The organism is Pseudomonas baltica, assembly GCF_031880315.1.
Classification (GTDB): domain Bacteria; phylum Pseudomonadota; class Gammaproteobacteria; order Pseudomonadales; family Pseudomonadaceae; genus Aquipseudomonas.
The window spans coordinates 2,625,890-2,651,725 of the sequence record NZ_CP134771.1 but is presented as its reverse complement, the minus strand read 5'-3'; the positions used below and the strand labels follow the sequence as shown (position 1 = coordinate 2,651,725).

Here is a 25,836-nt window from a genome sequence, read left to right as displayed (position 1 = left end):
CGGCTTGCGTCCCTATGACGGCCGCTGTCTCGGGCGTGGCCGTCCTGTTATGATGTGCACCCCGAGCAACCCTCGGGACAAAAGACGCCGTATTTAACCACAAGCGTGCAGCTGAAACCAAAGGCTGTGCCCGCCGCCTAGTCCGAGCATGTCCGATATAATCAAACTCAGCGCCGAGGTGACCTCCGAAATGGGCGGTCAGCGCCTCGATCAAGTCGCCGCACTACTCTTCGCAGAGCACTCACGCTCGCGCCTTTCCGCCTGGATCAAGGAGGGCCGCCTGACCGTGGACGGTGCGGTGTTGCGTCCGCGCGACATCGTGCACGGCGGCGCCCTGCTGGAGCTCGAAGCCGAGCAGGAGGCCCAGGGTGAGTGGGTCGCTCAGGACATCGCGCTCGATATCGTCTATGAAGATGACCAACTGATGGTCATCAACAAGCCGGCCGGCCTGGTGGTCCATCCGGCTGCCGGTCACGCCGATGGCACGCTGCTCAATGCCTTGCTGCACCACGTACCGGACATCGTCAATGTGCCGCGTGCGGGCATCGTCCACCGTCTGGACAAGGACACCACTGGTCTGATGGTGGTGGCCAAGACCATTCAGGCGCAGACCGCCCTGGTGACGCAGCTGCAGAATCGCTCGGTCAGCCGCATCTATGAATGCATCGTGATCGGCGTAGTGACCGCTGGCGGCAAGATCAACGCGCCCATCGGTCGCCATGGCCAGCAGCGCCAGCGCATGGCGGTGATGGAAGGCGGCAAGCCGGCCGTCAGCCACTATCGCGTACTGGAGCGCTTCCGCTCGCACACCCATGTGCGGGTCAAGCTCGAGACCGGTCGCACCCACCAGATTCGCGTACACATGTCGCACATCAACTTCCCGTTGGTGGGTGATCCGGCCTACGGCGGGCGTTTCCGCATTCCGCCAGCGGCCAGCGCGACCATGGTCGATGCCCTCAAGACCTTCCCGCGTCAGGCCCTGCACGCGCGCTTCCTGGAGCTGGAACACCCGGTGACCGGCGAGCGCATGAGTTGGGAATCGCCGCTGCCGGATGATTTCGTCTGGTTGCTGTCGCTGCTCAAGCAGGATCGCGAGGCGTTTATCGGATGAGTGGCTTCGCGCAGACCCTGCTGATCCCCGACTGGCCCGCGCCGGCATCGGTGCAGGCCTGCGTGACCACACGCGCTGGCGGTGTCAGCGCTGCGCCCTATGACAGTCTCAATCTGGGCGACCATGTGGGCGATGCGCCTGAGGCCGTGGCGATCAACCGCCGACGTCTGACCGAGCATTTCGACATCCAGCCCGCGTGGTTGAGCCAGGTGCACGGTGTAGTCGTCGCCGAGGCGGATCCGGCGCGAATCGTCGAAGCCGATGGCAGCTGGACCGCGACGCCGGGCATCGCCTGCACGGTGATGACCGCCGATTGCCTGCCCGCGCTGTTCTGCGACCGGGCTGGCAGCCGTGTCGCGGCGGCTCATGCCGGTTGGCGCGGATTGGCCAATGGCGTGCTGGAAGCCACGGTTGAAGGCATGGCCGTGGCGCCCGAGGAGATCCTCGTGTGGCTGGGCCCGGCCATCGGACCGCGCAACTTCGAGGTCGGCAGCGAGGTGCGTGAAGCCTTCGTCAGTTGCCATCCGCACGCGGCGGAGGCGTTCGTGCCCGGTGCTGCGCCGGGCAAGTACCTGGCGGATATCTACCAGCTGGCGCGGGTGCGGCTGGCGGCAGCAGGGGTGACGGCGGTGTATGGCGGTGGCTTATGCACCATCGACGACACCCGCTTCTTCTCATACCGCCGCGCCAACCCCACCGGCCGCTTTGCTTCCTTGATCTGGCTAAACACGCCTGACGCATAAACACATAACCCTGTGGGAACGCGCAAGTTCGCTCCCATGGGTGCCAAGTGCTGCTTTAGTTGACCTGCATCAGCAAATCTTGCCCTACCGCTTGAATCTCCCCCAATCCCCCCCATCTAACTGATCATCTCAGGCAGGTTTTCTTCATCAGGTGTGTCCATCGCTCCGGCCTGCCCTTTCAGGAAGGTGACTCATGCGTATTGACCGTTTGACCAGCAAGTTGCAATTGGCCTTATCCGATTCTCAATCCTTGGCGGTGGGCCTCGACCATCCGGCCATCGAGCCCGCGCACCTGATGCAGGCGCTGCTCGACCAGCAAGGCGGCTCGATCCGCCCACTGTTGATGCAGGTGGGCTTCGATGTCCCCAGCCTGCGTCGCGAGCTGACCAAGGAGCTCGACCAACTGCCGAAAATTCAGAACCCGACGGGCGACGTCAACATGTCCCAGGATCTGGCGCGCCTGCTCAATCAGGCCGATCGCCTGGCGCAGCAAAAAAGCGATCAGTTCATCTCCAGCGAGCTGGTGCTGCTGGCAGCCATGGATGAGAACAGCAAGCTCGGCAAATTGCTGCTGGGCCAGGGCGTGACCAAAAAGGCCCTGGAAAACGCCATCCTCAACCTGCGCGGCGGCGATGCGGTCAACGACCCCAATGCCGAGGAATCACGCAAGGCGCTGGAAAAATACACCGTCGACCTGACCAAGCGCGCCGAAGAGGGCAAGCTCGACCCGGTGATCGGCCGCGACGACGAAATTCGCCGCACTATTCAGGTCCTGCAGCGCCGCACCAAGAACAACCCGGTGCTGATCGGTGAGCCCGGCGTCGGCAAGACCGCCATCGCCGAAGGCCTGGCCCAGCGCATCATCAATGGTGAGGTGCCGGATGGCCTCAAGGGCAAGCGCCTGCTGTCGCTGGACATGGGCGCACTGATTGCCGGTGCCAAGTTCCGCGGCGAGTTCGAGGAGCGCCTCAAAGGCCTGCTCAACGAGCTGTCCAAGCAGGATGGGCAGATCATCCTGTTCATCGATGAGCTGCACACCATGGTCGGCGCAGGCAAGGGCGAAGGCTCCATGGACGCGGGCAATATGCTCAAGCCGGCCCTGGCCCGCGGCGAGCTGCATTGCGTCGGTGCCACCACGCTCAACGAGTACCGGCAATATATAGAGAAGGACGCTGCCCTTGAGCGGCGCTTCCAGAAGGTCCTGGTGGAGGAGCCGAGCGAAGAAGACACCATCGCCATCCTCCGTGGCCTCAAGGAGCGCTATGAGGTGCACCACAAGGTCGCTATCACCGATGGCGCGATCATCGCCGCGGCCAAGCTGAGCCATCGCTACATCACCGATCGCCAGTTGCCGGACAAGGCCATCGACCTGATCGACGAAGCGGCGAGCCGTATCCGTATGGAAATCGACTCTAAGCCCGAAGTGCTCGATCGCCTGGAGCGGCGCCTGATCCAGCTCAAGGTCGAGGCTCAGGCCCTGAAGAAGGAAGACGACGAGGCGGCGATCAAACGCCTGGAAAAACTGAAGGAAGAAATTACCCGGCTGGAGCGCGAATACGCCGATCTCGAAGAGATCTGGACCTCGGAAAAAGCCGAAGTGCAGGGCTCGGCGCAGATCCAGCAGAAAATCGAACAAGCCCGCCAAGAGCTGGAAGCCGCGCGGCGCAAGGGCGATCTGAGCCGCATGGCCGAGTTGCAGTACGGGGTCATCCCCGATCTGGAGCGCAGCCTGCAGATGGTCGACCAGCACGGCAAGCCTGAAAACCAGCTGTTGCGCAGCAGGGTCACCGAGGAAGAAATCGCCGAAGTGGTCTCCAAGTGGACCGGCATCCCGGTCGCCAAGATGCTCGAAGGCGAGCGCGACAAGCTGCTGAAGATGGAAAGCCTGCTGCACCAGCGCGTGATCGGTCAGCACGAGGCGGTGGTGGCGGTTTCCAACGCTGTGCGCCGTTCCCGCGCGGGGCTGTCGGATCCGGACCGCCCGAGCGGCTCGTTCATGTTCCTCGGCCCTACCGGTGTGGGCAAGACCGAGCTGTGCAAGGCCTTGGCGGAGTTCTTGTTCGATACTGAAGAGGCCATGATACGCATCGATATGTCCGAGTTCATGGAGAAGCATTCCGTGGCGCGGCTGATCGGTGCCCCGCCTGGCTATGTGGGCTACGAGGAGGGCGGTTACCTGACCGAGGCGGTGCGTCGCAAGCCATATTCGGTGGTGCTGCTGGATGAGGTCGAGAAGGCTCACCCTGACGTGTTCAACGTGTTGCTGCAGGTGCTGGAAGATGGCCGCCTGACTGACAGCCACGGGCGTACGGTGGATTTCCGCAATACCGTGATCGTGATGACCTCCAACCTGGGGTCTGCGCGGATTCAGGAGCTGGTGGGTGATCCCGATGCCCAGCGTGCGGCGGTGATGGACGCGCTGGGTTCGCACTTCCGGCCGGAGTTCATCAACCGTGTGGATGAAGTGGTGATCTTCGAGCCGCTGGCCCGCGATCAGATTGCCGGCATCACGCAGATCCAGTTGGCGCGCCTGCGCAGTCGGCTGACCGAGCGCGAGCTGACCCTGGAGCTGAGTTCCGAGGCGTTGGACAAGTTGATCGCCGTGGGGTACGACCCGGTCTATGGTGCGCGGCCACTCAAGCGCGCGATTCAGCGCTGGATCGAGAATCCGTTGGCGCAGTTGATTCTGTCGGGGCAGTTTCTGCCTGGCACGTCAGTGACCGCTACGCTCGACAACGACGAGATCGTCTTCGCCTGACGCATAGGCCCCTCCAAACCCCTGTGGGAGCGGGCTCTGCCCGCGAAGCTTCAAAGGCTTCGCCGGCAGAGCCTGCACCCACCGGAACGGCGGTGTAGGCTCAGTTGAATATTTTCCTTTGCATTTTCGCTTCGCTGCTTCTAAAATGCGCCCCGCTGTACGGTCACCTGCAGAAACACCGGCTCTGTCGGAATTCTGAAAAAAGTTGCAAATTCAGTGTCTTGAAAGCGATTTAAGGGTTGACAGAGGTTTTGAAACTTGTAAAATAGCGCGCCTCAGAGGCACTAACGTAGCGATACGGAAGGGTCGAAGAGTTCAAGGCGGTAGTGATACAGCTTTTGAAATTGCAGTAATGAAGTTGCAGTAATGAAGTTGCAGTAATGAAGTTGCAGTAATGAAGTTGCAGTAATGAAGTTGCAGTAATGAAGTTGCAGTAACTGAAATTGATAGTTCCGTGATAGCTCAGTCGGTAGAGCAAATGACTGTTAATCATTGGGTCCCAGGTTCGAGTCCTGGTCACGGAGCCAAATTTCATATCGGGGTATAGCGCAGTCCGGTAGCGCGCCTGCTTTGGGAGCAGGATGTCAGGAGTTCGAATCCCCTTACCCCGACCATTTTTGGGTCGTTAGCTCAGTTGGTAGAGCAGTTGGCTTTTAACCAATTGGTCGTAGGTTCGAATCCCACACGACCCACCATTTTTGATTCCGGTTCGCTGGGTCAGATCTTAAAAAGTCCTTTGATGTAACAGTTCAAGGCATCAGAAAAGGCGCCTTATGGGTGCCTTTTTTGTACCGGGGTATAGCGCAGTCCGGTAGCGCGCCTGCTTTGGGAGCAGGATGTCAGGAGTTCGAATCCCCTTACCCCGACCATATTCAGCAAAAAGGCGTCCTGCAAAGGACGCCTTTTTTGTTGCGCTTAATAATGTGCTGGCAGTGCCGACGCCTTCGCGGTCTAGCCTTGCTCCCACAGGTGTACATCGAGGGCTCTGTTTGCATTGTGGGAGCAAGGCTTCTGATTCAGCCATCCCGCTGTGCGCCGTTAACGGCCATCCGGCTGCCCAGCCTATACCGCGACGACGGGTGCACCAGGCGCACATAGGTCACCACCTTGCCGCTGTTCCAGGTGCGGCGCATCAGCACCAGGCAGGGCTCCGTAGCCTCCACCTGCAAATGCCGGCTTTCATCGCTGGAAGGATGCGCCGCCTCGACGATGTGCTCCATTTCATCCGGGCTGATCACCTGCAGCAAGTACCGCGCCGGCTGCAGTTGCCCGCCGAACTGCTGTTGCAGGAACTCCGGCACCAGCTCCGGGCTGACGTAACGGTCTTCGAGTTGCACCGGTACGCCTTCTTCAAGGTGCACGCACACCAGGTGGAACACCGAGGCGCCCGTGGGCAGCGCCAGCGCTGCCGCGACCGTCATCGAGGCGGCCTCGCGGGAGAGCTGCAGCACCTGGCAATCGTAGCGATGGCCGCGGGCGGTGATCTCGTCGGCGATATTGGTGATGGTCAGCAGATTAGACTTGGGCTTGCTCTCGGCCACAAAGGTGCCGACGCCGGAGACCCGCAGCAGCAGGCCTTCTTCGGTGAGTTCGCGCAGCGCACGGTTGACCGTCATCCGCGACATGCCCAATTCCACCACCAAGCGGTTTTCCGACGGGATCAGGTCGCCGGTCTTCCATTCGCCGGCGCGCAGTTTGCTCTGCACGTAATCCTTGGCCCGTTGGTAAAGCGCTTGTGGAGGATTCTTCATCGGCCCGTGTTCCCGGTCATGGCCGCAAGTGCGGCAAAAGGCGTCGCAAGGTACCGCAAATGCGGGGTGCAGGGAACCGCTTCAAGGGACGATCTCATGGTGCGGCGGCGTCCTTGCCGTCCTGCCAGAACGCATTGCGATCCAGATAATTCTGTAGAAACTGCTGCAGGCGTGGGTGCTCGGCCTGATGGAAAATCTGCTGCGGCGTACCGCGCGCGACCACCTCACCCTTGTCGAGGAAAATCACCGAGTCGGCGACCTGCGCGGCAAAGCCCATCTCATGGGTGACCACGACCATGGTCATGCCTTCCTTGGCCAGGTCCTTCATCACCTGCAACACTTCGCCGACCAGCTCGGGGTCGAGGGCCGAGGTCGGTTCGTCGAACAGCATGATGTGCGGCTCCATGGCCAGCGCCCGGGCGATTGCCACGCGCTGCTGCTGGCCGCCGGACAACTGCACCGGCCAGGCCTCGGCCTTGTGCGCCAGGCCGACCTTGTCGAGCATCGCCAGAGCGCGCTCGCGGGCTTGCGCCTTGCTCTGTTTGCGCACCTGTTGCAGCGCTTCACAGACGTTACCGAGCACGGTCATGTGTGGCCACAGGTTGAACTGCTGGAACACCATGCCGACGTTCTGGCGGACCTGGTTGATCTTCGATTGCGCCGCCCGTTTGCGCGCGGGGCCCTCGACATCGACGTTCTGCCAGCCAAGCAGCTGGCCTTCGATATGGATCTGCCCCTCGTCGTACTCCTCGAGGAACGCCATGCTGCGCAGCAGCGTGCTCTTGCCGGAGCCGGAAGGGCCGATCAGGCACACCACTTCGCTGTGATGGATAGTCAGGTCGATGCCCTTGAGCACCCGCAGTGGCCCGAAATGCTTGCCGACGTTGCGCAGCTGCACCATGGCCTTGCGGCTGTCGGGAGCATTGCTGGCGGAGTGCTTGTCGGGGGCCAGCGTAAGGGAAGCGTTGCTTTGATTCATCGAGGTTGCCTCTGCATAAAGCGTCCGACCCGCGTTTCCAGGAGCATGCCCAGGCGCGAGCAGGCTTCGACCAGTATCAGGTAGCCGATGCACAACGCCAGCAGGGTTTCGACGAAGGCGAACGTCTGCGAGCCGATACCGGTCAGCACCATGGTCAGTTCGGGGATTGTGATGATCGACAGCACGGCGGTTTCCTTGCACAGCACAGTCACCAGATTGACCAGCGCTGGCAGGATGATCACCAGCATCTGCGGCAACTGGATGCGCAGGATGCAGCGCAGTCGGCCGATGCCCAGGCAGTCTGCCGCCTCCAGTTGCCCGCGCGGGATGGACTCGAAGCCACCCCGAAAGATTTCCGCGAAGTACACGCTGCCATACACCGCTAGGCCGAGAATGCCGGCGGGGATCGGGTCCAGTTCGAGGCCGAACGACGGGCCGCCGTAGTACAGCAGAAACAACTGCACCAGAAACGGCGTGCTGCGGATGATCTCGATGAATACCCGCAGCGGGGCGCGCACCAGGCCGTTACCGAATACCTGGGCCAGGGCAATCAGCAGCCCCAGCAGGAGGCCGAGCACTACACCGCTGCTCCAGGTGGCAAGGGTCATCAGAAAGCCGTTGCCGATGTCATCCAGATGATCGGTGAGGATGTGCGGATCGAAATTCATGCGCCGCGCTCCTTCAAGCGTTTTTCCAGGCGCCCGCCGGCGTAGGCCAGGGGGATGTTGATCAGGCAGTAGAACGCCGCCAGCATCAGGTAGTCCTGGACGAACATGTAGTCACTGGCGGCGAGGTTCTGGGCGGTGCGGGTGAGGTCGGCCAGGCCCACCACCGAGACCAGTGACGAGGCCTTGATCAGCAGGATCATTTCGTTGATCAGGCCCGGGAGGGTCAAGCGTACGGCCTGGGGCACGCGGATGCGCACCAGCATCTGCCGGCTGTTGAGGCCTAGCAGCCCGGCGGCTTCCAGCTGCCCGCCTGGGATGGCGAGCAAGCCGCCGCGCAGGATTTCGGCGATATAGGCCGCGCAGCACAGCGCCAGGCTGATGATCGCTGCCGCCATTGGCGACATGTTCGGCAGGCCGGCGCGAGGCAGGAAGTAATAGATGAACAGCAACTGCACTAGCAGCGGGATGCCGCGGAACACGAAGATATAGGCGCCGCCGAGACGTCGCAGAATGGGGTTGGGCGACAGGCGCATGGCTGCCACGCCGATGCCGATGAAAAAGCCGATGAACAGCGCGGCGGCGGACACCTCGGCGGTGGTCCGCAGCGCGCCGAGCAGTAGCGGGAAATTCTGTTGGAGCAGTGGCCAGTCGAACATCGTTTATTCGTCCATCAATGCACGGTACCGGGATCTGTGGCGGTCATTCTGGCCTCTTCGCGAGCAAGCCTTGCTCCCACAGGTGTGCGCACTGGCATTGGCGGACACCTATCAGAGCAAGCTTTGCTTCCACCGTGCGAGCCGGTCCCGCGCCGTACAGTTGTGGGAGCAAGGCTTGCCGCGAAGAGGCCAGCACGTTCACTCGCATGCCAGCGCCCTGCGCGCACCCAAATATCACCAGCTCGGGGTGAAGTCCGCCTTCGGCACATCCATCTCGGCACCCAGCCACTGTTTCTGCAACGCGGCCAAGCGGCCATCGGCATGCATTTTCAGCAAGGCGGCGTCGAGCGCTGCGATCAGGCTGTCGGCATCGGCGTCCTTGCGACCTAGGAAGGCGAAGTAGGACTTCTTGCCGAACGGCGGCTGCACCACTTTGTACAGATTGCTCTTCTGCGCGGCCACGTAGGAGATGTTCGGCAGCGAGTTGGCCACCGCCGACAGGCGATGGGCCGCGAGGTCGGCGTACGCCTGGTTGTTGTCGACGTATTCGCGGATGGTGACCTTCTCCGGCAGCGTCGCCGCATAGGCCTTGAGCTCTTCAAGCTGCGCCGAGCCCTTGCCGGCACCGACCGTTTTGCCGGCGATATCGGCAGGTTTGGTCAGCTTGTCATCCTTGGCGCCGGCCATCAGCGATACCGTGGCTTCGGCGATCGGCAGCATGAAGTGGTAGCGCTCCTGGCGCGCCTTGGTCTCGATGATCGGCCCGGCGACCACGTCGAATTTTTTCGCCTCAAGGCCTGGCAGCACGCTAGGCCATGGCAGGTCGATGAACTTGATCTTGACCCCCAACTCCTTGCCCAGCTCGGCAAAGAGTGCCTTGTTGAGGCCGTCCTGCTCGCCCTTGGTGAGAAAGTCGAACGGCGCAAACTGCATCTCGGTACCGACCACCAACTCGCCGGCCTGTTTCACGTCGGCCAACTGATCGGCCTGCGCGGCCATGGATCCCATTGCCATCGCCAAGGCCAGAGCCAGGCCGCCGGCGGTTTTGCTGAGCTTGCTGTACTGGGAATCGAGTTGCATGGATCACTCCTTCATCAGACGGTCAGTCGTGTGGCGTTCGAGATGGATGAGTGCCTGCAGTTCGCGTGCCATACCGGTATATACAAGTTGTGTGCGGGGCGCGGATCGGTCAGCGGGCCAGGGGTGATCAGGAATGAGTCACCAGCTTAACGGCTAGCACCGTTTCAGGTCATTCCCCCGCTCTCACAGGGGATGGCGTATGACCGCTCTTAGTCATACAAACGAGCGAATGCCAGCCATTGCGCAAACTTGCCATCCTCTACCCACGCCCGCGCTGCGGCGATATCCGGGGCGAAATAACGGTCTTCATCATAATGCGCGACATCAGCGCGGATCATCGCCAGCACCTCTACCAGAATCGGCGAGGTTTTCAGCGGTGCATGCAGATCGACACCTTGAGCCGCGCCGAGCAACTCGATGGCCACCACCGCGCTGCTGTTGCCGGCCATGTCCAGCAGGCGGCGGGCGGCGAAGGTCGCCATCGACACGTGGTCTTCCTGGTTGGCCGAAGTCGGCAGGCTGTCGATCGATGCCGGGTGGGCGAGGGTCTTGTTCTCCGAAGCGAGTGCGGCGGCGGTCACCTGGGCGATCATGAATCCGGAGTTGAGACCGCCTTCCAGCACCAGAAACGCCGGCAGGCCGGACAGCGCCGGGTCCACCAGTTGGGCGATGCGCCGTTCCGACAGCGCGCCGATTTCCGAGATAGCCAAGGCCAGCACGTCAGAGGCCATGGCCACCGGTTCGGCGTGGAAGTTGCCGCCCGACAGCACGTCACCGTCGGCACTGAACACCAGTGGGTTGTCCGATACCGCGTTGGCTTCACGCAGGAACACCCCGGCGGCAAAGCGCAGGTGATCCAGGCAGGCGCCCATCACCTGTGGCTGGCAACGCAGCGAGTACGGGTCCTGTACGCGGGCGCAGTTGACGTGGGATTCGCTGATCTCGCTGGTGGCCAGCAACTCGCGGTAAAAGGCTGCCACGGCGATCTGCCCCGGTTGACCGCGCACTGCCTGAATACGCGGGTCGAATGGCACGCGCGAGCCCTTGAGCGCCTCGACGCTGAGGCTGCCGGCGACCACGGCGGCGCTGAACAGTTTTTCCGTGGCGAACAGACCGCGCAATGCCAGCGCGGTGGACACCTGAGTGCCGTTGATCAGCGCCAGGCCTTCTTTCGGCCCCAGCTCCATCGGCTCCAGGCCGGCCAGCGCCAAGCCTTCGACCGCATCCATCTCGCGACCCTGATGACGCACGCGGCCGACGCCGATCAGCACCGCCGACATATGCGCCAGCGGGGCCAGGTCGCCGGAAGCGCCCACCGAACCTTGCGACGGAATGCACGGGAACACCTTGTGCGTGTACAGCGCGTTCAACGCTTCGATCAGCTCCCAGCGTACCCCCGAGAAACCTCGGGCCAAGGACGCGACCTTGAGCGCCATGATCAGGCCGACACTGGCATCATCCAGCAGTGGCCCGGTGCCGGTGCAGTGGGATAGCAGCAGATTGCGCTGCAGTTTGGCCAGCGACTGGTCCGGGATCGACGTGCGTGCCAGCAGCCCGAAGCCGGTGTTGATGCCGTACACGGTGCGTTTGTTTTCGATGATCTGCGTCACGGTGCGCGCCGCCTCGTCCACCACCGTGCGCGCGGCCGGATCGAGGCTGAAGTCGACCTGCTGCTGGTAGATAGCACGCAATTGGTCGAGGTCGAAGTGGCCGGGCTGGATGACGAGGGGCGCTGGCATGGCGATGTCCTGGATGAGGTGAAAAGAGGTGGCTATCTAAACCTGTATATACAGGTAAGGCAAGATGCAGGCCAGAAATCTTTCTCACTAGCCTAGACCAGGGAAGGCGGGGGCAAGGCGGGATACGGACGGAGTGTCGAAGGGGAAGGATGTCACCGAAAGTTGCACCGTGGCGGTACCTGACGCACCGCAGCAGTGCCCGAGTAACGTGCAACCTGTGGAAGCGGCCGCTGTCCGCGAATGGGCCAGCAGGGTAATGGAGCATTGTTCGAAGGGATTTTAGCTGTGTGGTGCCTGCTCTGACGCGTTTCTGGCTGCGCCCAGTCCCACGCTGACCGCAGTCGGCTCAGGATTCTTGCTGTATATACCGGTAACCACCCCCTCTGTAGTGAGCGGGCTTGCCCCCGATACGGAGTGTCAGGCACGAATGTGCATCTGATACACCGCAATCGCAGGCAAGCCGCCTCGCTACAGGGCAGACGATATCAGTGCAGTTTGAGCCGCGGCTCGGTCCCGCGGCCGATCCGGCTACCGAGCATCAACATGGCCGTGCGGAATATCCCGAACAGCGCCATCTGGTGCATGCGGTACAGCGACACATAGAACATCCGCGCCAACCAGCCTTCGAGCATCACGCTGCCGGTCAGGTTGCCCATCAAGTTGCCCACCGCCGAGAAGCGCGACAGCGAGATCAGCGAGCCGTAATCCTTGTAGGTAAATTCCGGCAGGCTGCTGCCACCCTCGATGCGCAGCTTCAGCGACTTCACCAGCATCGACGACTGCTGGTGCGCGGCCTGGGCGCGCGGCGGCACGTTGCGGTCGGTGCCGGCTTGCGGGCAGGCGGCGCAGTCACCGAAGGCGAAGATATTCTCGTCGCGGGTGGTCTGCAGGGTCGGCAGCACCTGCAGTTGATTGATGCGGTTGGTCTCCAGGCCGTCGATGTCCTTGAGAAAGCCCGGCGCGCGGATGCCCGCCGCCCAGACTTTCAACGCCGCGGGGATTTCCTTGCCGTCGGCGGTGCGCAGGCCATCGGCCGTCACCTCGCTCACGGACGCGCCAGTCAGGACCGTCACGCCGAGTTTTTCCAGGGTCTTGTGCACCGGCGCGCCGATACGCTCCGGCAACGCTGGCAGTACCCGTGGGCTGGCCTCGATCAGGGTAATGTGCATGTTCTCGGGCTTGATCCGCCCCAGGCCATAAGCCGCCAGCTCCTGTGCGGCGTTATGCAGCTCGGCGGCCAGCTCGACCCCTGTAGCACCGGCGCCGACGATGGCGACGCTGATCGAGGCGATCTGATCCTCGTCACCGGCGTGGGCGCGCAGGTAGTGGTTGAGCAACTGCTGGTGAAAGCGCTCGGCTTGCTTGCGGGTGTCGAGGAACAGGCAGTGCTCGGCCGCGCCCAGGGTGCCGAAGTCGTTGGTGGTGCTGCCAACGGCCATGACCAGGGTGTCGTAGTTGAGCGAGCGTGCCGGCACCAGTTCGTCGCCATTCTCGTCGAGGGTGGCTTCGAGGTGAATGCGCTTGGCGGCGCGATCGAGCCCGCCCATGCGGCCCATCTGGAAGGTGAAGTGGTTCCACTTGGCCTGGGCGACATAGTTGAGCTCGTCTTCAGACGAGTTCAAGGAGCCGGCCGCGACTTCGTGCAGCAGCGGTTTCCAGATGTGCGTGAGGTTGGCATCCACCAGCACGACGCTGGCCTTGCCCTTCTTGCCCAGGCTGTTACCCAGGCGGGTCGCCAGTTCCAGGCCGCCGGCGCCGCCGCCGACAATCACGATACGATGAGTCATAGGGATATCTCATAAGGTTTACGGAATTCGGCCGAGTCCCCTGGGCGAGCGCGAAGCAGCTCACAGCGCCAGGGAGATCGGGGGAGGCTTGGCTGCGACCGGCCGGATCACAACGACGATCGCCCTGGGCAGGAGCATAGGCTCGACTGCTGGCACAGGGCTGATCATCGGGGTTCAGGCGGCGGGTCATGCGGGCCTCGGGGGGTAGACGTTTGTGACTGCGCGAATGTTACACGGTTCAATGCTGGGGAGCGTATACCCTGTGGCGACGGGGGGGCTGCCTGACCACAGGGTCGGCTTTGAAACTTTGTACCACTGCTGCAGATCCTCGGCAATCAATGCCTCAAAGACTGATCCCCACATCGAAGACGATGCTGCGCCCTAAGTTGTTGCGCAAGAAATCCGGCGCATCCGGATGGGCGAACAGCACCCGCGCGAAGGTCGGCCCCACCAGCGACAGCGAACGCCAGCCCTGACGCAGGTATTCGGTCGGCGGCGGGAAGTGGCTGTTGAGGTCGAGCACTTCGCGCTTGAGGCTGGTGAAGGCGATGATGTCCAGCTCGCCCAGGTCAATATCGCGCTCCTGGTAGTTGTGCGCCTTCTTGCGCAAGGTCGGCCCCAGGCGCTGCAGCAACTCCGGGGCGCGAATACGCTTGGGCCGGGCCTCGCGGCGCACCAGCTGGCTGAGGGAAAAGGCACTGCGGCGGCGTTGCAGTTCTTCGCGCCATTCGTCATTGAGGCGCCGGCCTTCGTCGAGCACGAAGAACACCTCGAAGCACGCCTCGCGAAACAGCACGTCCGGCGGCTCCTGGCCGGCGGGCACGAACTCTTCAGTACGGTAAGGAATGTTCAGCCCTTGCAGCAGGCGCTCGCAGACCCAACGCTCGCGCTCCCATTTGCGGGCATTGGACAGGAACGCATTGGCTTGTTCGGCCTGGTTGGTCAGCAGGCGCAGGTAATCTGAGTCATCCATGAGCTCAAGCTTAGCGCTCAAATGTGACGGTGAAGAATAAAAAACTCGGGGTGTTGCGTTGTGCTTACAGGCCTCTTCGCCGCCGAACGCACCCCCCTTGCTCCCACAGTGTTGGCGGATCTGGAGTCGTACACCTATGGGAGCAAGGGGGCGCGTTCGGCGGCGAAGAGGTCGGTAGCATCAAAGCCATTCCCGACCTGAACCTTACCTTCAAGCAATCCCGATCTTCCACTGCGCCGGCGGCGGGGTGCCGTTGACGGCGAAGTCGCCGACGATGCGGTCCTTGTAGATTCGCGGGTTGTGCGACGCCAGGGTCCGGGCGTTGCGCCAGAAGCGATCCAGCCCATGGGGACGCAGGGTCGCCGAGGCGCTGAGGGCGTCGAACAGCCGCGAGCTGGCGTCGATGATCAGGTCGCTGACGATGGTCTGCGCCTGGGCGACTTCCAGTTCGGCGATATTCACCGCATGAGTCAGGGCGGCGGCGTCGTCCTGCTGGCTGGCCTCGTACGCGCGCTGCAGCGCCTCGGCGTTTTTCAACACGATGGCGCCGGCGCTGTACGCCGCCGCGCGCACGCTGCCGACCACTTGCAATACCTGCGGGTCCTGAGCCACCCGTGGCGCGTTGCCGTGGCTGAAACTGCGCGTGCGTTGCCCCACCGCCGCGGCCAGTTCACCACTCAATGCGCGGCCGATACCGGCGAGGTTGGCGAGGTGGAAGATCTGGTAAAAAGCCGGTGAATACTGGAAGCGCTCTTCGTTACTCACGATATGACGCGGGTCGACCGCCACGCTGCGCAGGTGCGTGGTGCCGCTGGCGGTGAGGGTCTGGCCGAAGCCGTCCCAGTCGTCGATCACCTCGACGCCCGGGTCATCGCGGCGCACGGTGACGAACATGCGCTTGCCCTCGTAGTCGCTGACGGTCACATCGAGCCAATCGCTGTACAGGCACCCGGTGGTGTAGAACTTGCTGCCGTCGATGCGCCATTGTTCGCCATCCAGATACAGCCGCGAGTTGTGTTGCGCCTGGGCGGCCTGGCCGATTTCACCGGTGGCCGGGCCCACCGTTTCGCCGCGGGCGATGCGCTCCAGCCACAGCTGCTGGCGCGCCGGGTCGCGGCTGTTGAGGACGTTTTCGGTAAAGCCGAAATGGCCACGCAGGGCCTGCACCAGGTTGGAGTCGGCTTCGCCCAGTTCGATGAGCAGGTTGGTCAACTCGGTCAGGCTGGCGCCCGCGCCGCCATAGGCCACCGGCACGCGCACGGCGGTGAAGCCAGAGGCTTTGAGCTGTTGCAGTTCTTCCACGGGCAAGCGCCGCTGCCGTTCACGGTCGATGGCGCCTTCGCGTAACTGCGCGAACAGCGGCCGGAAGCGTGCGGCGAGTTGTTCGTATCCGGGGGTAGGGCCTGCGCCCCATGCTGCGTCGATTTGGGTCATGGTGGGTCTCTCTGAATTTGCGGTGGCCATACCGGCCTCTTTGAGTCGTACACCTGTGGGAGCAAGGCTTGCCCGCGAAGAGGCCGGTATGGCCAAAAAAAAAGGTGGCAGTCAGATCGCGATCGACCATTCCTGCAGTTGAACCTGCGCCGGGTGCCGCGGATACGGCAGCCCTAGCCGCTCACGCAATGTCTTGCCCTGCGGCCCCTCCACCGGCACCAAACCGCGGCGGCGCAACTCCGGCAGGATCAGCGCAATAAAATCATCCAGCCCCTCCGGATAGGTCGGCGGCAAAATATTGAAACCATCAGCGCCGCGGCCTTCGAACCAACTCTGCAATTGATCCACTACCTCGGTCGGCGAGCCCACCAGCGTCCAGTGCCCGCGTGCGCCGGAGAGCTTGAGATACAGCTCGCGAATGCTCAGGCCTTCGGCCGCCAGTTTTTGAATCAACAGCTGGCGGCTTTTCGAGGCGTTGGTAACGGGCAGCTCCTTGGGCAGCGGGCCGTCCAGCGGCAGTTGCGAGAGGTCGACGCCGCCCAGCAGGCTCGACAGCAGCGCCAGGCCCACCTGTGGATGCACCAGGTCCTGCAGGCGCTGGTGCTTGGCGTGGGCCTCGGCCGAGGTCGGGGCGGTAAAAATCGTCACCCCCGGCAGAATCTTGATGTGCTCGGGGTCGCGGCCCAACGCGGCGGCCTGGGATTTGACGTCGCTATAGAACTCCTGAGCATCTTCCAGCGATTGATGCGCGGCGAAAATCGCTTCGGCGGTAGCAGCCGCCAGCGCGCGGCCATCCTCCGAGGCCCCGGCCTGTACCAGCACCGGCTTGCCCTGCGGCGAGCGCAACACGTTCAGCGGCCCGCGCACATTGAAATGCTCGCCCTCATGATGGGCGAAGTGCAGTTTGTTGCGGTCGATGAACACCCCGCTGGCCTTGTCAAGCAACAACGCGTCGTCTTCCCAGCTGTCCCACAGCTTGCTTACTACGTCGTGGAATTCCCGCGCGCGGCTGTAGCGATCGGCATGGGCGGCCTGTTGGCGCTGGCTGGCGCCGCCGAAGTTCTTGGCGGCTTCCGGGTCGCTGCTGGTCACCAGGTTCCAGCCGATACGCCCGCCGCTGATCTGGTCCAGCGAGGCGAACTGGCGGGCCAGGTTGTAGGGTTCGCTGTAGCTGGTGCTGGCGGTCGCGATCAGGCCGATCTTTGAGGTCACGGCAGCCAGCGCGCCGAGCAAGGTCAGCGGTTCGAAACTCAGGCTCGGGGCGATGACGCGGTCGAAGGTCGGCGCATCGATGCCGCGGATCGACACGCTGTCGGCGAGGAACAGCGTGTCGAAACCCGCTGCCTCGGCCTTGCGCGCCAGGTCGACATAGTGGTCCAGACGAATGCCGGCGTCGGCCTGCGAACCACTGTCGCGCCAGGCCGCCAGGTGGTGCCCGGTGGCGCGCAAGAAGAGGCCGAGCTTGAGCGTGTCTTTACGTTGGGGCATGAAAAGGCTCCTTGGTTAGCAGGCCACAGCGAACGGCAAGCGCTGCTGGGCCAGTGGCAGTGGGCTTTGGATCAATGCAGGCACCCGCGTGCCGGGGATCGCCGCCAGCAAGCGTCGGCTGTACGCATGCTGAGGGTTCTCCCACAGGCTGTGGGGCGTGGCCTGTTCAACGATGCGTCCGTCATGCATGACCAACACTCGGTCAGCGAAATAGCGCACCACGGACAGGTCGTGGGAAATGAACAGATAGGACAGGTCGAAGGCCTCGCGCAGCTCCACCAGCAGGTTGAGGATCTGCGCCTGGGTCGACACGTCGAGCGCCGACACCGGCTCGTCGCAGATCACCAGCCGCGGCCTGACGATCAACGCCCGCGCGATACCGATGCGCTGGCGCTGGCCGCCGGAAAACTGATGGGGCAGGCGGTTCAGGCTGCTGCGCGGCAAGCCCACGGCGTCGAGGATCGATTCGCGCGCGCGTTGCCGCTGGCGAGCATCGTCCTGGCCGTGCAGGCGCTGCACGCGGTCGAGCAGGGTCTCGACGCTGTGGCGTGGGTTGAGCGCCGCGTAGGGGTCTTGAAAGACCATCTGCAATTGGCTGCGCCATTGGCGTCGTTCCACCCTGTCGAGGGTGGCGATGTCACGTCCGGCGAACTCGATATGGCCTTCGCGCGGCGCCAGCAGACCGAGCAGTGCGCGGCTCAAGGTCGACTTGCCGCACCCCGACTCGCCCACCAGCCCGACCGTCTCGCGCGCGCCGATGCGAAACGACAGTTGGCTGAGCACATCGCGCTGGCCATAGGCGAAGCTCAGGTTGTCGGCGCGCAACAGCGCCGTGCTCTGCGCGGGCGTTGCCTGCGGCGTCTTGCCGGGCGCGTGCAAGGTGCTGCTGATGGTGTAGCTGTTGGGCTGCCCGGCACGGCGGGTGACCTGGATCTCGGCCAGGCGATTGTGCCGGTAATGCTGGTCGTGATCGCGGTCCAGCGAGGCATTGAGCAGGCCGTGGGTGTAGGGGTGCGTCGGACAGCGGAACAGCTCGGCAGTCGGTCGGTGCTCCAGCGCGACGCCATCGTGCATGATGATCACCCGGTCGGCCTGCTGCTTGACCACGCCCAGGTCGTGGGTGATCAACAGCAGGCCCATGCGCAACTCGCGGCGCAGGCGGTCGAGCAATTCGAGGATCTGCGCCTGCACGCACACGTCCAGCGCGGTGGTCGGCTCGTCGGCGATGAGCAATCGTGGTTCGCAGGCGATGGCCATGGCGATCATCACCCGTTGCCGCTGGCCGCCCGACAAATGCTGCGGGTACTCGCGCAAGTGCGCGGCGGGGCGCGGCAACTGCACTAGCCCGAACAGTTCCTCGGCGCGCTGCCAGGCCTGACGGCGAGTCAGGTTCGTGTGGGCGAGCAGGGTTTCGGTCAATTGCTCGCCAAGGGTGAGCACCGGGTTGAGGCTCGACAGCGGCTCTTGAAAGACCATGGCCAGGTCCTTGCCCTGCACCTGGCGCAATTGCCGAGGCGACAGGCGCAGCAGGTCGCGGCCTTCGAACAGCACCTCGCCGCTCAGTTGCGCGTTGCCCGGCAACAGCCCCATCAACGCCAGCGCGGTGGTGGACTTGCCGCAGCCCGATTCCCCCACCAGCGCCAAGGTTTCGCCTGCTGCGAGGCTGAAATCCAGGCCCTGCACCGCTTCGACACCTTGATACCCCACGCGCAGCCCGCGTACTTCGAGCAGGCTCATGGGATGTACCGGCGCAGGCGCGGGTTGAGGGCATCGTTGAGGCCGTCGCCGAGCATGTTGAAGGCCAGTACCACGAGGATGATCGCCAAGCCCGGCAGCGCAGTGAGGTACCAGGCGCTGGCGATCTGCTCGCGGCCGGCGCCGATCATGCCGCCCCAACTCGGCCGGTTGGGGTCGCTCATGCCGAGAAACGCCAGGCCGGCTTCGATGAGGATCGCCGAGGCCACCAGGATCGAGGTGGTGACGATCAGCGGCGCCAAGGCGTTGGGCAGAATCTCGTCAAGGATGATGGTGCGCGTACTGAAGCCCTGAGCACGCGCCGCCGTGACGAAATCGGCTTCGCGCAGGGTGCGAAATTCGGCGCGGATCAGCCGGGCGATGGTCGGCCACGACGAGATGCCGATGGCCAGGGCGATGATGTTCACCGTGGGGTTGCCGATGGCGACGATGACGATCACCAGCAAGAATGACGGCACCGTCTGGAACACTTCGGTGATGCGCATCAGCACGTCCCCGAGGCGACCGCCGTGGTAGCCGGCGATAGCCCCGACGAACACGCCGATGACCACGCTTAGCAAGGTCCCGGACACCGCGATCAGCAACGAGGCCCGCGCGCCATAGGCGATGCCCGCCGCCACGTTGCGGCCCAGCGAATCGGTGCCCAGTGGATAGGCCGGATCGGCGCCGGGCCACAGCAGCGGCTCGGCGACCATGTCCGAGGGATCACCGGGGAAGAAGTAGCTCGCGCTCAGCGCCATGGCCAGCATCGCCAGCAGCACCCCGGCGCCGATCAACGCCGCCGGGCTGCGCCGCAAGGCGGCCCAGAGGCTTTCGCTATGGCCTGTAGTCATCGACATTGCGCACTCACTCATCAAATTGTCCGGTTACCTGTAGCGCGGGGGGCTGCGTTCATTGCACCTGGATACGCGGGTCGAGCCAGGCTTGCAGCAGGTCCATGGCGACGTTGACCACCACCACCAGCATCGACGACAGCAGCAGAATCCCCAGCAGCAGGTTGTAGTCGCGCGACAGCACCGCATCGAGGGTCAAGCGCCCCAGCCCGGGCCAGCCGAACAGCGTCTCGGTGACCGCGGCGCCGCCCAGCAGCGCGGCGAAATGCAGGCCCGCCAAGGTGGTCACCGGCAGCAGCGCATTGCGCAGTACATGGCGCACGGCGATACGGGCGGGAGGCAGACCCTTGGCGCGGGCGGTGCGCACGAAATCCTGACGCTGCACCTCGAGCATCGAAGCGCGAGTCAGGCGTGCATACAGCGCGATGTAGAAGGTCGCCAGGGTGAGGATCGGCAAGATCGCGTGCTTGAAGCGGTCGAACAGCCAGGCGCTGCCGTGCAGGTCCAGCCCGAGGGTTTCGATGCCGTCGCTGGGCAGCCAGCCCAGCGTCACCGAGAACAGCACCACGGCCATCAAACCGATCCAGAAACCCGGCGTCGAATACAGCAGCAATACCGTCAGCGACAACAATCGATCGGGCCAGCGCCCGACGCGGCTGGCCATGATCACCCCGGCGCTGATCCCGATCGCCAAAGCCAATGCCAGGGCGCCGACCATCAGCAACAAGGTGTTTGGCAGGCGCTCGGCGATCAACTGGCCCACCGGCAGGTTGAAGCGCGGCGACACCCCCAGGTCCAGGTGCACCAGATGATTGAGGTAAGCGAGCAACTGCTGCCACAAGCTCAAGTCCAGGCCGAAGTGGCTGCGCCATTGCGCCAAGGTCGCCTCGGTGGCGCCGCCAGACTCGCTGGCCAGTACGTCCACCGCGTCGCCGGGAATCAAGCGCAGCAGCAAAAAGTTAAGCACCAGAATGCCCAACACCGTGGGTATCGCCTGCCATACAGTGCGCCGCGCCAACCTGAGAATCCGCCGCGCCTGCCCTCGATTACCACGCTGCGCAGTCTCGGGCCCCGAAGGCGCCTGTGGGAGCGGGCTCTGCCCGCGAAGCTCCAAAGGCTCACCCATTAGCCAGCGCCGTATTACCCAACTGCACCAACGCCAGGCTGCCATCCAGCCCGTTGCCATCCCCCTCGAAACCCGACACCCGAGCGTTGTAAACAGTCACCTGCTGCTGCATCACCAAGGTCAGCGACGGCACTTCCTCGATAACGATCTTCTGGAACGCCTTGAACAACTCGCCGCGCTTCTGCTCGTCGGTCTCCACCGCAGCGGCCTCCAGCAAACGGTCCACCTCGGGATTGTTGTAGTGGGTACCGTTGGAGAAGGGCAGGCCCTTGCGGAAGTTCTTCGACCAGAACAACCGCTGCACGCCCACCGTCGGGTCGAACATGGTGCCCATGCCGACCACAGCGAAATCGAAATCGCGGTCGGTGTAGATGCGCTTGCTGTAGGTCGGGAAATCCTGCGAGCGCAGTTGCACGTCGATGCCGATGCGTGACAGGGCCGTGCGGATATAGGCCGCCGTGCGCGCATAACTGTCGCCATAGGGCAGCGGATCGAGGGTCAGGCTGAAGCGCGAAGTGCCCTTTTTCGGCAGATTGGCCGCATCCAGCAGGGCGTTGGCCTTGGCGATGTCGAAGGGGTACGGGTCCGGCCCGGTGTATACGTACTGCGGGAAATTCTTGGGAATCGGCGACACGCTGACATCGGCATAGCCGTAATACACCACCTTCTTGATCACCTCGCGGTCGATGGCGTGAGCGATGGCCTGACGCACTTCGAGGCGCGACAGCAGCGGGTTGTCGAGGTTGAACTCGAGCATGGTCGGCGTGATGCTGTAGTTGTAGCCGCGGGTGGTGAACTTCAGCTTGCCGGACGCGGTGATACGCGCCAGGTCGCTCAGCGGCACCGGGCTTTGCCCGCCGGCGTCGAGGCTGCCGTTTTCGAAGGCAGCCAGGCGCGAGGCCGAATCCGGCACCACTTTCAGGTACAGGGTATCGACGCCCGGTGGGTTGGCGCCCCAGTAATCGGCGTTGCGCTCGAACTCGATGTAGCTGCCGCGCTGCCACTGCTTGAAACGATACGGGCCGGTGCCGATGGGCGCGTTGTTGTGCGGGTTGCTCAGCGGGTCGCCCGAATCGTAAAGATGCTTGGGCAGGATCGGCGTTTCACCACCGGCGAAGGCGCGGATCAGGTACGGCGCCGGTTTGGCAAGGCGCACGATGGCGGTATGTTCGTCCGGCGTTTCCACCGTGGTCAGGTTGGCGAAGGTGCTGCCGCCGCGGGGGTGATAGCGCTTGATGAGGTCCAGCGAGAAGGCCACGTCGGCCGAGGTGAACGGCTGGCCGTCATGCCATTTGACCCTCTGGCGCAGATCGAAGTGATAGCTCAGGCCATCGTCGGCGACCTTCCAGGCCACCGCCAGCCCCGGCTGCGGCGCCAGTTGTTCGTTGTAGCCGAGCAAGCCTTCGAGGACCTTGCTGCTGGCGGTGATAGTGGTGCCCGCCGTGGTGTTGAACGAGCTCAGCGACGGCGGCTCGGGATTGACCAGCAGGTTGAAGATCCGCTTGCCGCTCGCCGCTTCGGCAGTGGCGGCGGCGAGGGCGCTGGGCAGGAACGGCACGCTGGCACCGAGCAAGGGGAGAGCGGACAGCCCAGCGATAAATTGACGACGAGAAAAGGCCATGCACAGTCATCCTTGAAGAGTTGATCAGTGGCGCAGACCGGCCTGGTACAGCAGCGGCAAGACGCGCGCGCCGAACTGTTCCAGATCAGGGGCAAAATCGAAGAAGCTCAGTTGAATGCCATCGATACCGGCTTGCCTGAGGCGGATGATGTCGCGCACCACCGTCTCGGGGCTGCCCACCAGCTGGATGTTGCCGCCCACGTAACGGTGCGCCGCCTGATGGCCACGCCAGGCATGGGCATCGCTGGCCTCGCGGGCATGGCCTTCGAGGGTGCCAGGGTCGCCGGCGGCGGTGATCGCGGCGTGCACTTCCCAGGCTTCGGCGTCGGTGTCGCGGCAGATCACCAGCGGGTTGATGAGGGTCCGCACTTCGCGGCCGTAGCCCTTGGCGGCCTGTTTGATGCGCTGCAGGTGGTCGGGCAGCTTGGCCAGCGCGTCTTCGATCTCGGCGCTGCCGGGGCTGGTGGTAAAGATGATGTCCGAGTGCCGCGCGGCGAAATCGATGCCGGCCGTGGAGCCGGTGGCATTGACCAGCACGGGCCGGCCGAAGCGCGGCTTGACGCTGCTGTAGGCTTCTTCGAGGCGGTAATAGTCGCCGTTGAAATCGAGGTTTTCGGTGCCGGTCCAGAGTTGCTGGACCACGCGAATGAATTCATCGGCTTGATGGTAACGCTGGTCGTGCTCGATGGGTTCCTGACCGAAGCGGCGGTGCTCGCGATGGCGGTGGCCGGTCACCAGGTTGAGGCCCCAGCGGCCGTTGCTGATATGGTCCAGAGTGGCGCCGAACTTGGCCAGGTGCAGCGGGTGCCAGGGGCCGTAGAGCACGTGCAGGGTCGAGATCAGCAGGATGCGCTCGGTCACCGAGGCCAGCGCCGCCTGGGTGATGAAGGCGTCCAGCGACTCGTCGTGGTAACGGATCTCGCCGCCATAGCCGCCCTTGCCCAGCCATTCGGCCAAGGCGAACACCAGGTCGAAGCCCAGGGCCTCGGCGCGCAGGGTCAGCTGCTTGTTGTACTCGAAACGCCAGTCGGTGCTGCGGGGCAGGGCCGAGGGACTCCAGCCGCCGGATTGCACCGGCAGGAACAAACCGAGCATCAAGGGCTGAGCGAAAGCGCGGGAGACTGGGCTGTCGGGAAAATCCAGGGGCGAGGGCAACAAAGGCAAAGGGCACACTCCGACGTTCACGTTCGTCAGAGGGTGATTGCAACGGCTGTGCCGCTACCTTGGGATCGGTTGCAGGGTGTTGAAATAGCTGGGGATTTTATGGGGGCGGGGGTAGGCGGACAGGGTGTGGCGGTGTTGGCTGCCGTGCTTATTGTTCTGCAAGTGTTGGAAACCCAACAGTTGCTGTTGGCTGATGGTGTTCTCACGGGCCCCTTCGCGGGCAAGCCTTGCTCCCACAGAGTTGACGGACCTGAGTCGTACACCTGTGGGAGCAAGGCTTGCCCGCGAAAGGGCCCTCAGCCCCCACCCAAAAATCAATGCTCGCGCGGCGGCGAAACGCAACAGTTGCTGTTGGCTGATGGTGTTCTTCAGTGCCCCTTCGCAGGCAAGCCTTGCTCCCACAGAGTTGACGGACCTGAGTCGTACACCTGTGGGAGCAAGGCTTGCCCGCGAAAGGGCCCTCAACCCCCACCCAAAATCAATGCTCGCGGGGCGGCAAATCATCCGAGAACAGATCATCCTCGGCATCCGGACTCACCGGAATCTTGTGCTCCTCCGACGCCCAGGCGCCCAGGTCAATCAGTTTGCAGCGATCAGAACAGAACGGACGGTTGATATTGGCCGCGTTCCACTCCACAGGCGCGCCGCAGGTAGGGCATTCGACGGTCAAGGGTTGGCTCATTCAGAAGCTCCAGGCAAATTCAGATAAAAGTGATGCAAGCGATCGACCTCACTGTGCAGCCAGGCCAGATCGCGGTCGTTGAGCACGACGTCGTCAGCCAAGGCCAAGCGCTGTTCGCGGCTGGCCTGGGCCTTGAGGATGGCCTCGACCTGTTCGGCGGTCGTGGTATCGCGTTTCAGCGTGCGCGCGCGTTGCAGCTCGGTGGGCGCGTCGATCACCAGCAACCGGTCGGTACGCTTGTACTGCCCGGACTCCACCATCAACGGCGACACGAACACCGCGTAAGGCGACGTCGCCTGAGCCAGATTATCGGCGATCTCCTGCGCGATCAGCGGATGCAACAGCGCCTCGACCCAGCGCCGCTGCTCGGCATCTTCAAAGATGCGTTTACGCAACGCTGATCTATCCAGCGCCCCGCTGGGCTGCAGAATATCCACGCCAAAATGCTCGGCCAGTTGCTGCAACGCCGGCCGCCCGGGCTCCACGACCCAGCGCGCGGCCTGATCGGCATCCACCACATGAATGCCATGCTCGGCGAAGCGTTCGGCGGCGGCACTCTTGCCGCTGCCGATACCACCGGTCAGGCCCAACACCCAGGGTTTTGCAGCTGTGGTCATTTAGAATCCGGCGAAGTGCATGTACGAGGCGGTTATTTGACCACCCCACAGCAATGCAATCCAGCCCGCAATCGCCAGATAAGGACCAAAGGGGATCGGCGTGCTGGTCGCCTGATCGCGCAGCTTCAGCAGGATGACGCCCAACACCGCGCCTACCAGGGATGACAGCAGCACCGTCAACGGCAGGATCTGCCAGCCTCCCCAGGCGCCGAGCATGGCCAGCAGCTTGAAATCGCCGTAGCCCATGCCCTCTTTGCCGGTCACCAGCTTGAACAGCCAGAACACCAGCCACAGCGACAGATACCCGAACACCGCGCCCCACAGCGCGCTGGAGAGGTCGGTGAACAGGCCGAAGTTGTTGACGATCAGGCCGAGCCAGAGCAATGGCAGCACAATGGCGTCGGGCAGAAGCTGGCGGTCGACGTCGATCATGCTCATCGCCAGCAGGCCCCAGGTGAGGACCATGAAGGCGCCTGCCGGGTAGCCGAAGCCGAAATGGTAGGCGATGAAGGCGGTCAGCAGGCCGCTGGCGAGTTCCACGAGGGGGTAGCGTTTGCTGATGGGGGCCTGGCAGGCGGAGCAGCGGCCTTTGAGGAACAGGTAGCTGAGGATCGGGATGTTTTCGCTGGCGCGGATTTTGTGGTTGCAGTGGGGGCAGGTGGAGTTGGGGAGGATCAGGTTGTAGCGCTCGGTTGGCGGCTCGGCGGGCAGGTCGAGGATTTCTCGGGATTGGGTGCGCCAGTCGCGGTCGAGCATGATGGGGAGGCGGTGGATGACCACGTTGAGGAAGCTGCCGACCAGGAGGCCGAGGAGCAGGGAGCAGAGGGTGAAGGCCAGGGGGGAACTGGCCAGGAATTCGGGTAGGGACATG

General features: G+C 63.5%; 21 protein-coding genes and 4 tRNA genes. 7 read left to right on the top strand and 18 right to left on the bottom strand.

Annotated features, from left to right (window positions below; genetic code table 11):
• Positions 1-148: 148 nt before the first annotated feature.
• The 7 genes from rluD (at position 149) to REH34_RS11680 (ending at position 5,481) form a co-directional block, all read left to right on the top strand.
• Positions 149-1,111, top strand: a complete 963-nt coding sequence (gene rluD / locus REH34_RS11710; RefSeq protein ID WP_226506420.1) for a 23S rRNA pseudouridine(1911/1915/1917) synthase RluD — start codon at positions 149-151, stop codon at positions 1,109-1,111.
• Positions 1,108-1,854: a peptidoglycan editing factor PgeF gene (pgeF, locus tag REH34_RS11705; RefSeq protein WP_311971728.1), complete on the top strand. Its 747-nt coding sequence runs from the start codon at positions 1,108-1,110 to the stop codon at positions 1,852-1,854. Before rluD ends, pgeF begins: the two co-directional genes overlap by 4 nt.
• Positions 1,855-2,047: 193 nt before the next feature.
• Entirely contained in the window at positions 2,048-4,612 is a 2,565-nt protein-coding gene (gene clpB / locus REH34_RS11700; protein ID WP_311971727.1) for an ATP-dependent chaperone ClpB, read from the top strand.
• 451 nt (positions 4,613-5,063) lie between these two features.
• Positions 5,064-5,139, top strand: a tRNA-Asn gene (locus tag REH34_RS11695).
• Between the two features lie 10 nt (positions 5,140-5,149).
• Positions 5,150-5,226, top strand: a tRNA-Pro gene (locus REH34_RS11690).
• 5 nt (positions 5,227-5,231) lie between these two features.
• A tRNA-Lys gene (locus REH34_RS11685) sits at positions 5,232-5,307 on the top strand.
• Positions 5,308-5,404: 97 nt separating this feature from the next.
• Positions 5,405-5,481, top strand: a tRNA-Pro gene (locus tag REH34_RS11680).
• Between the two features lie 147 nt (positions 5,482-5,628).
• On the opposite strand, the gene hutC is transcribed toward REH34_RS11680, so the two are convergent.
• The 18 genes from hutC to REH34_RS11590 form a co-directional block, all read right to left on the bottom strand.
• Positions 5,629-6,363: a histidine utilization repressor gene (gene hutC, locus REH34_RS11675; RefSeq protein WP_226506423.1), complete on the bottom strand. Its 735-nt coding sequence runs from the start codon at positions 6,361-6,363 to the stop codon at positions 5,629-5,631.
• Between the two features lie 94 nt (positions 6,364-6,457).
• Positions 6,458-7,264 carry an amino acid ABC transporter ATP-binding protein gene (locus REH34_RS11670; RefSeq protein WP_311972077.1) on the bottom strand — a complete coding sequence of 269 codons (807 nt, stop codon included), beginning with the start codon at positions 7,262-7,264 and terminating at the stop codon, positions 6,458-6,460.
• A gap of 74 nt (positions 7,265-7,338) precedes the next feature.
• Complete coding sequence (locus REH34_RS11665; protein WP_226506424.1) at positions 7,339-8,010, bottom strand: amino acid ABC transporter permease; 672 nt, start codon at positions 8,008-8,010, stop codon at positions 7,339-7,341.
• Positions 8,007-8,666, bottom strand: a complete 660-nt coding sequence (locus tag REH34_RS11660) for an amino acid ABC transporter permease (protein WP_311971726.1) — start codon at positions 8,664-8,666, stop codon at positions 8,007-8,009. The genes REH34_RS11665 and REH34_RS11660 overlap by 4 nt, the downstream gene beginning before the upstream one ends.
• A gap of 234 nt (positions 8,667-8,900) precedes the next feature.
• Positions 8,901-9,746, bottom strand: coding sequence for a transporter substrate-binding domain-containing protein (locus tag REH34_RS11655; protein ID WP_311971725.1), 846 nt, complete (start codon positions 9,744-9,746; stop codon positions 8,901-8,903).
• A 209-nt stretch (positions 9,747-9,955) separates the two neighbouring features.
• Complete coding sequence (gene hutH, locus REH34_RS11650) at positions 9,956-11,485, bottom strand: histidine ammonia-lyase (protein WP_226506427.1); 1,530 nt, start codon at positions 11,483-11,485, stop codon at positions 9,956-9,958.
• Between the two features lie 485 nt (positions 11,486-11,970).
• Entirely contained in the window at positions 11,971-13,272 is a 1,302-nt protein-coding gene (locus tag REH34_RS11645; RefSeq protein WP_311971724.1) for an NAD(P)/FAD-dependent oxidoreductase, read from the bottom strand.
• A gap of 343 nt (positions 13,273-13,615) precedes the next feature.
• Positions 13,616-14,245 carry a DUF1780 domain-containing protein gene (locus tag REH34_RS11640; RefSeq protein ID WP_226506429.1) on the bottom strand — a complete coding sequence of 210 codons (630 nt, stop codon included), beginning with the start codon at positions 14,243-14,245 and terminating at the stop codon, positions 13,616-13,618.
• A 210-nt stretch (positions 14,246-14,455) separates the two neighbouring features.
• Positions 14,456-15,679, bottom strand: a complete 1,224-nt coding sequence (locus REH34_RS11635; protein ID WP_311971723.1) for an acyl-CoA dehydrogenase family protein — start codon at positions 15,677-15,679, stop codon at positions 14,456-14,458.
• Between the two features lie 111 nt (positions 15,680-15,790).
• Entirely contained in the window at positions 15,791-17,167 is a 1,377-nt protein-coding gene (locus tag REH34_RS11630; protein ID WP_311971722.1) for an LLM class flavin-dependent oxidoreductase, read from the bottom strand.
• A 15-nt stretch (positions 17,168-17,182) separates the two neighbouring features.
• On the bottom strand, positions 17,183-18,904 hold the full coding sequence (locus REH34_RS11625) for an ABC transporter ATP-binding protein (protein ID WP_311971721.1): 1,722 nt from the start codon (positions 18,902-18,904) through the stop codon (positions 17,183-17,185).
• On the bottom strand, positions 18,901-19,761 hold the full coding sequence (locus REH34_RS11620) for an ABC transporter permease (RefSeq protein WP_311971720.1): 861 nt from the start codon (positions 19,759-19,761) through the stop codon (positions 18,901-18,903). The genes REH34_RS11625 and REH34_RS11620 overlap by 4 nt, the downstream gene beginning before the upstream one ends.
• A gap of 52 nt (positions 19,762-19,813) precedes the next feature.
• The gene (locus REH34_RS11615; protein WP_311971719.1) at positions 19,814-20,773 is read right to left on the bottom strand and encodes an ABC transporter permease; all 960 of its coding nucleotides are present in this window, start codon (positions 20,771-20,773) and stop codon (positions 19,814-19,816) included.
• 100 nt (positions 20,774-20,873) lie between these two features.
• Positions 20,874-22,502, bottom strand: coding sequence for an ABC transporter substrate-binding protein (locus tag REH34_RS11610; RefSeq protein WP_311971718.1), 1,629 nt, complete (start codon positions 22,500-22,502; stop codon positions 20,874-20,876).
• 24 nt (positions 22,503-22,526) lie between these two features.
• On the bottom strand, positions 22,527-23,666 hold the full coding sequence (locus REH34_RS11605) for an LLM class flavin-dependent oxidoreductase (RefSeq protein ID WP_311971717.1): 1,140 nt from the start codon (positions 23,664-23,666) through the stop codon (positions 22,527-22,529).
• Positions 23,667-24,144: 478 nt separating this feature from the next.
• The gene (gene yacG, locus REH34_RS11600; protein WP_226506437.1) at positions 24,145-24,348 is read right to left on the bottom strand and encodes a DNA gyrase inhibitor YacG; all 204 of its coding nucleotides are present in this window, start codon (positions 24,346-24,348) and stop codon (positions 24,145-24,147) included.
• The gene (coaE, locus tag REH34_RS11595; protein WP_311971716.1) at positions 24,345-24,965 is read right to left on the bottom strand and encodes a dephospho-CoA kinase; all 621 of its coding nucleotides are present in this window, start codon (positions 24,963-24,965) and stop codon (positions 24,345-24,347) included. The genes yacG and coaE overlap by 4 nt, the downstream gene beginning before the upstream one ends.
• Positions 24,966-25,835 (bottom strand): A24 family peptidase, encoded by an 870-nt coding sequence (locus REH34_RS11590; RefSeq protein WP_311971715.1) that lies wholly within the window; start codon positions 25,833-25,835, stop codon positions 24,966-24,968.
• Between the last annotated feature and the right edge of the window lies 1 nt (position 25,836).

What these genes read in the sequence shown, in the direction of transcription:
- rluD (WP_226506420.1), top strand. Translation starts at nt 149, where the DNA reads ATGTCCGATATAATCAAACTCAGCGCCGAGGTGACCTCCGAAATGGGC.
- pgeF (WP_311971728.1), top strand. Translation starts at nt 1,108, where the DNA reads ATGAGTGGCTTCGCGCAGACCCTGCTGATCCCCGACTGGCCCGCGCCG.
- clpB (WP_311971727.1), top strand. Translation starts at nt 2,048, where the DNA reads ATGCGTATTGACCGTTTGACCAGCAAGTTGCAATTGGCCTTATCCGAT.
- hutC (WP_226506423.1), bottom strand. Translation starts at nt 6,363, where the DNA reads ATGAAGAATCCTCCACAAGCGCTTTACCAACGGGCCAAGGATTACGTG.
- REH34_RS11670 (WP_311972077.1), bottom strand. Translation starts at nt 7,264, where the DNA reads ATGGTGCAGCTGCGCAACGTCGGCAAGCATTTCGGGCCACTGCGGGTG.
- REH34_RS11665 (WP_226506424.1), bottom strand. Translation starts at nt 8,010, where the DNA reads ATGAATTTCGATCCGCACATCCTCACCGATCATCTGGATGACATCGGC.
- REH34_RS11660 (WP_311971726.1), bottom strand. Translation starts at nt 8,666, where the DNA reads ATGTTCGACTGGCCACTGCTCCAACAGAATTTCCCGCTACTGCTCGGC.
- REH34_RS11655 (WP_311971725.1), bottom strand. Translation starts at nt 9,746, where the DNA reads ATGCAACTCGATTCCCAGTACAGCAAGCTCAGCAAAACCGCCGGCGGC.
- hutH (WP_226506427.1), bottom strand. Translation starts at nt 11,485, where the DNA reads ATGCCAGCGCCCCTCGTCATCCAGCCCGGCCACTTCGACCTCGACCAA.
- REH34_RS11645 (WP_311971724.1), bottom strand. Translation starts at nt 13,272, where the DNA reads ATGACTCATCGTATCGTGATTGTCGGCGGCGGCGCCGGCGGCCTGGAA.
- REH34_RS11640 (WP_226506429.1), bottom strand. Translation starts at nt 14,245, where the DNA reads ATGGATGACTCAGATTACCTGCGCCTGCTGACCAACCAGGCCGAACAA.
- REH34_RS11635 (WP_311971723.1), bottom strand. Translation starts at nt 15,679, where the DNA reads ATGACCCAAATCGACGCAGCATGGGGCGCAGGCCCTACCCCCGGATAC.
- REH34_RS11630 (WP_311971722.1), bottom strand. Translation starts at nt 17,167, where the DNA reads ATGCCCCAACGTAAAGACACGCTCAAGCTCGGCCTCTTCTTGCGCGCC.
- REH34_RS11625 (WP_311971721.1), bottom strand. Translation starts at nt 18,904, where the DNA reads ATGAGCCTGCTCGAAGTACGCGGGCTGCGCGTGGGGTATCAAGGTGTC.
- REH34_RS11620 (WP_311971720.1), bottom strand. Translation starts at nt 19,761, where the DNA reads ATGTCGATGACTACAGGCCATAGCGAAAGCCTCTGGGCCGCCTTGCGG.
- REH34_RS11610 (WP_311971718.1), bottom strand. Translation starts at nt 22,502, where the DNA reads ATGGCCTTTTCTCGTCGTCAATTTATCGCTGGGCTGTCCGCTCTCCCC.
- yacG (WP_226506437.1), bottom strand. Translation starts at nt 24,348, where the DNA reads ATGAGCCAACCCTTGACCGTCGAATGCCCTACCTGCGGCGCGCCTGTG.
- coaE (WP_311971716.1), bottom strand. Translation starts at nt 24,965, where the DNA reads ATGACCACAGCTGCAAAACCCTGGGTGTTGGGCCTGACCGGTGGTATC.
- REH34_RS11590 (WP_311971715.1), bottom strand. Translation starts at nt 25,835, where the DNA reads ATGTCCCTACCCGAATTCCTGGCCAGTTCCCCCCTGGCCTTCACCCTC.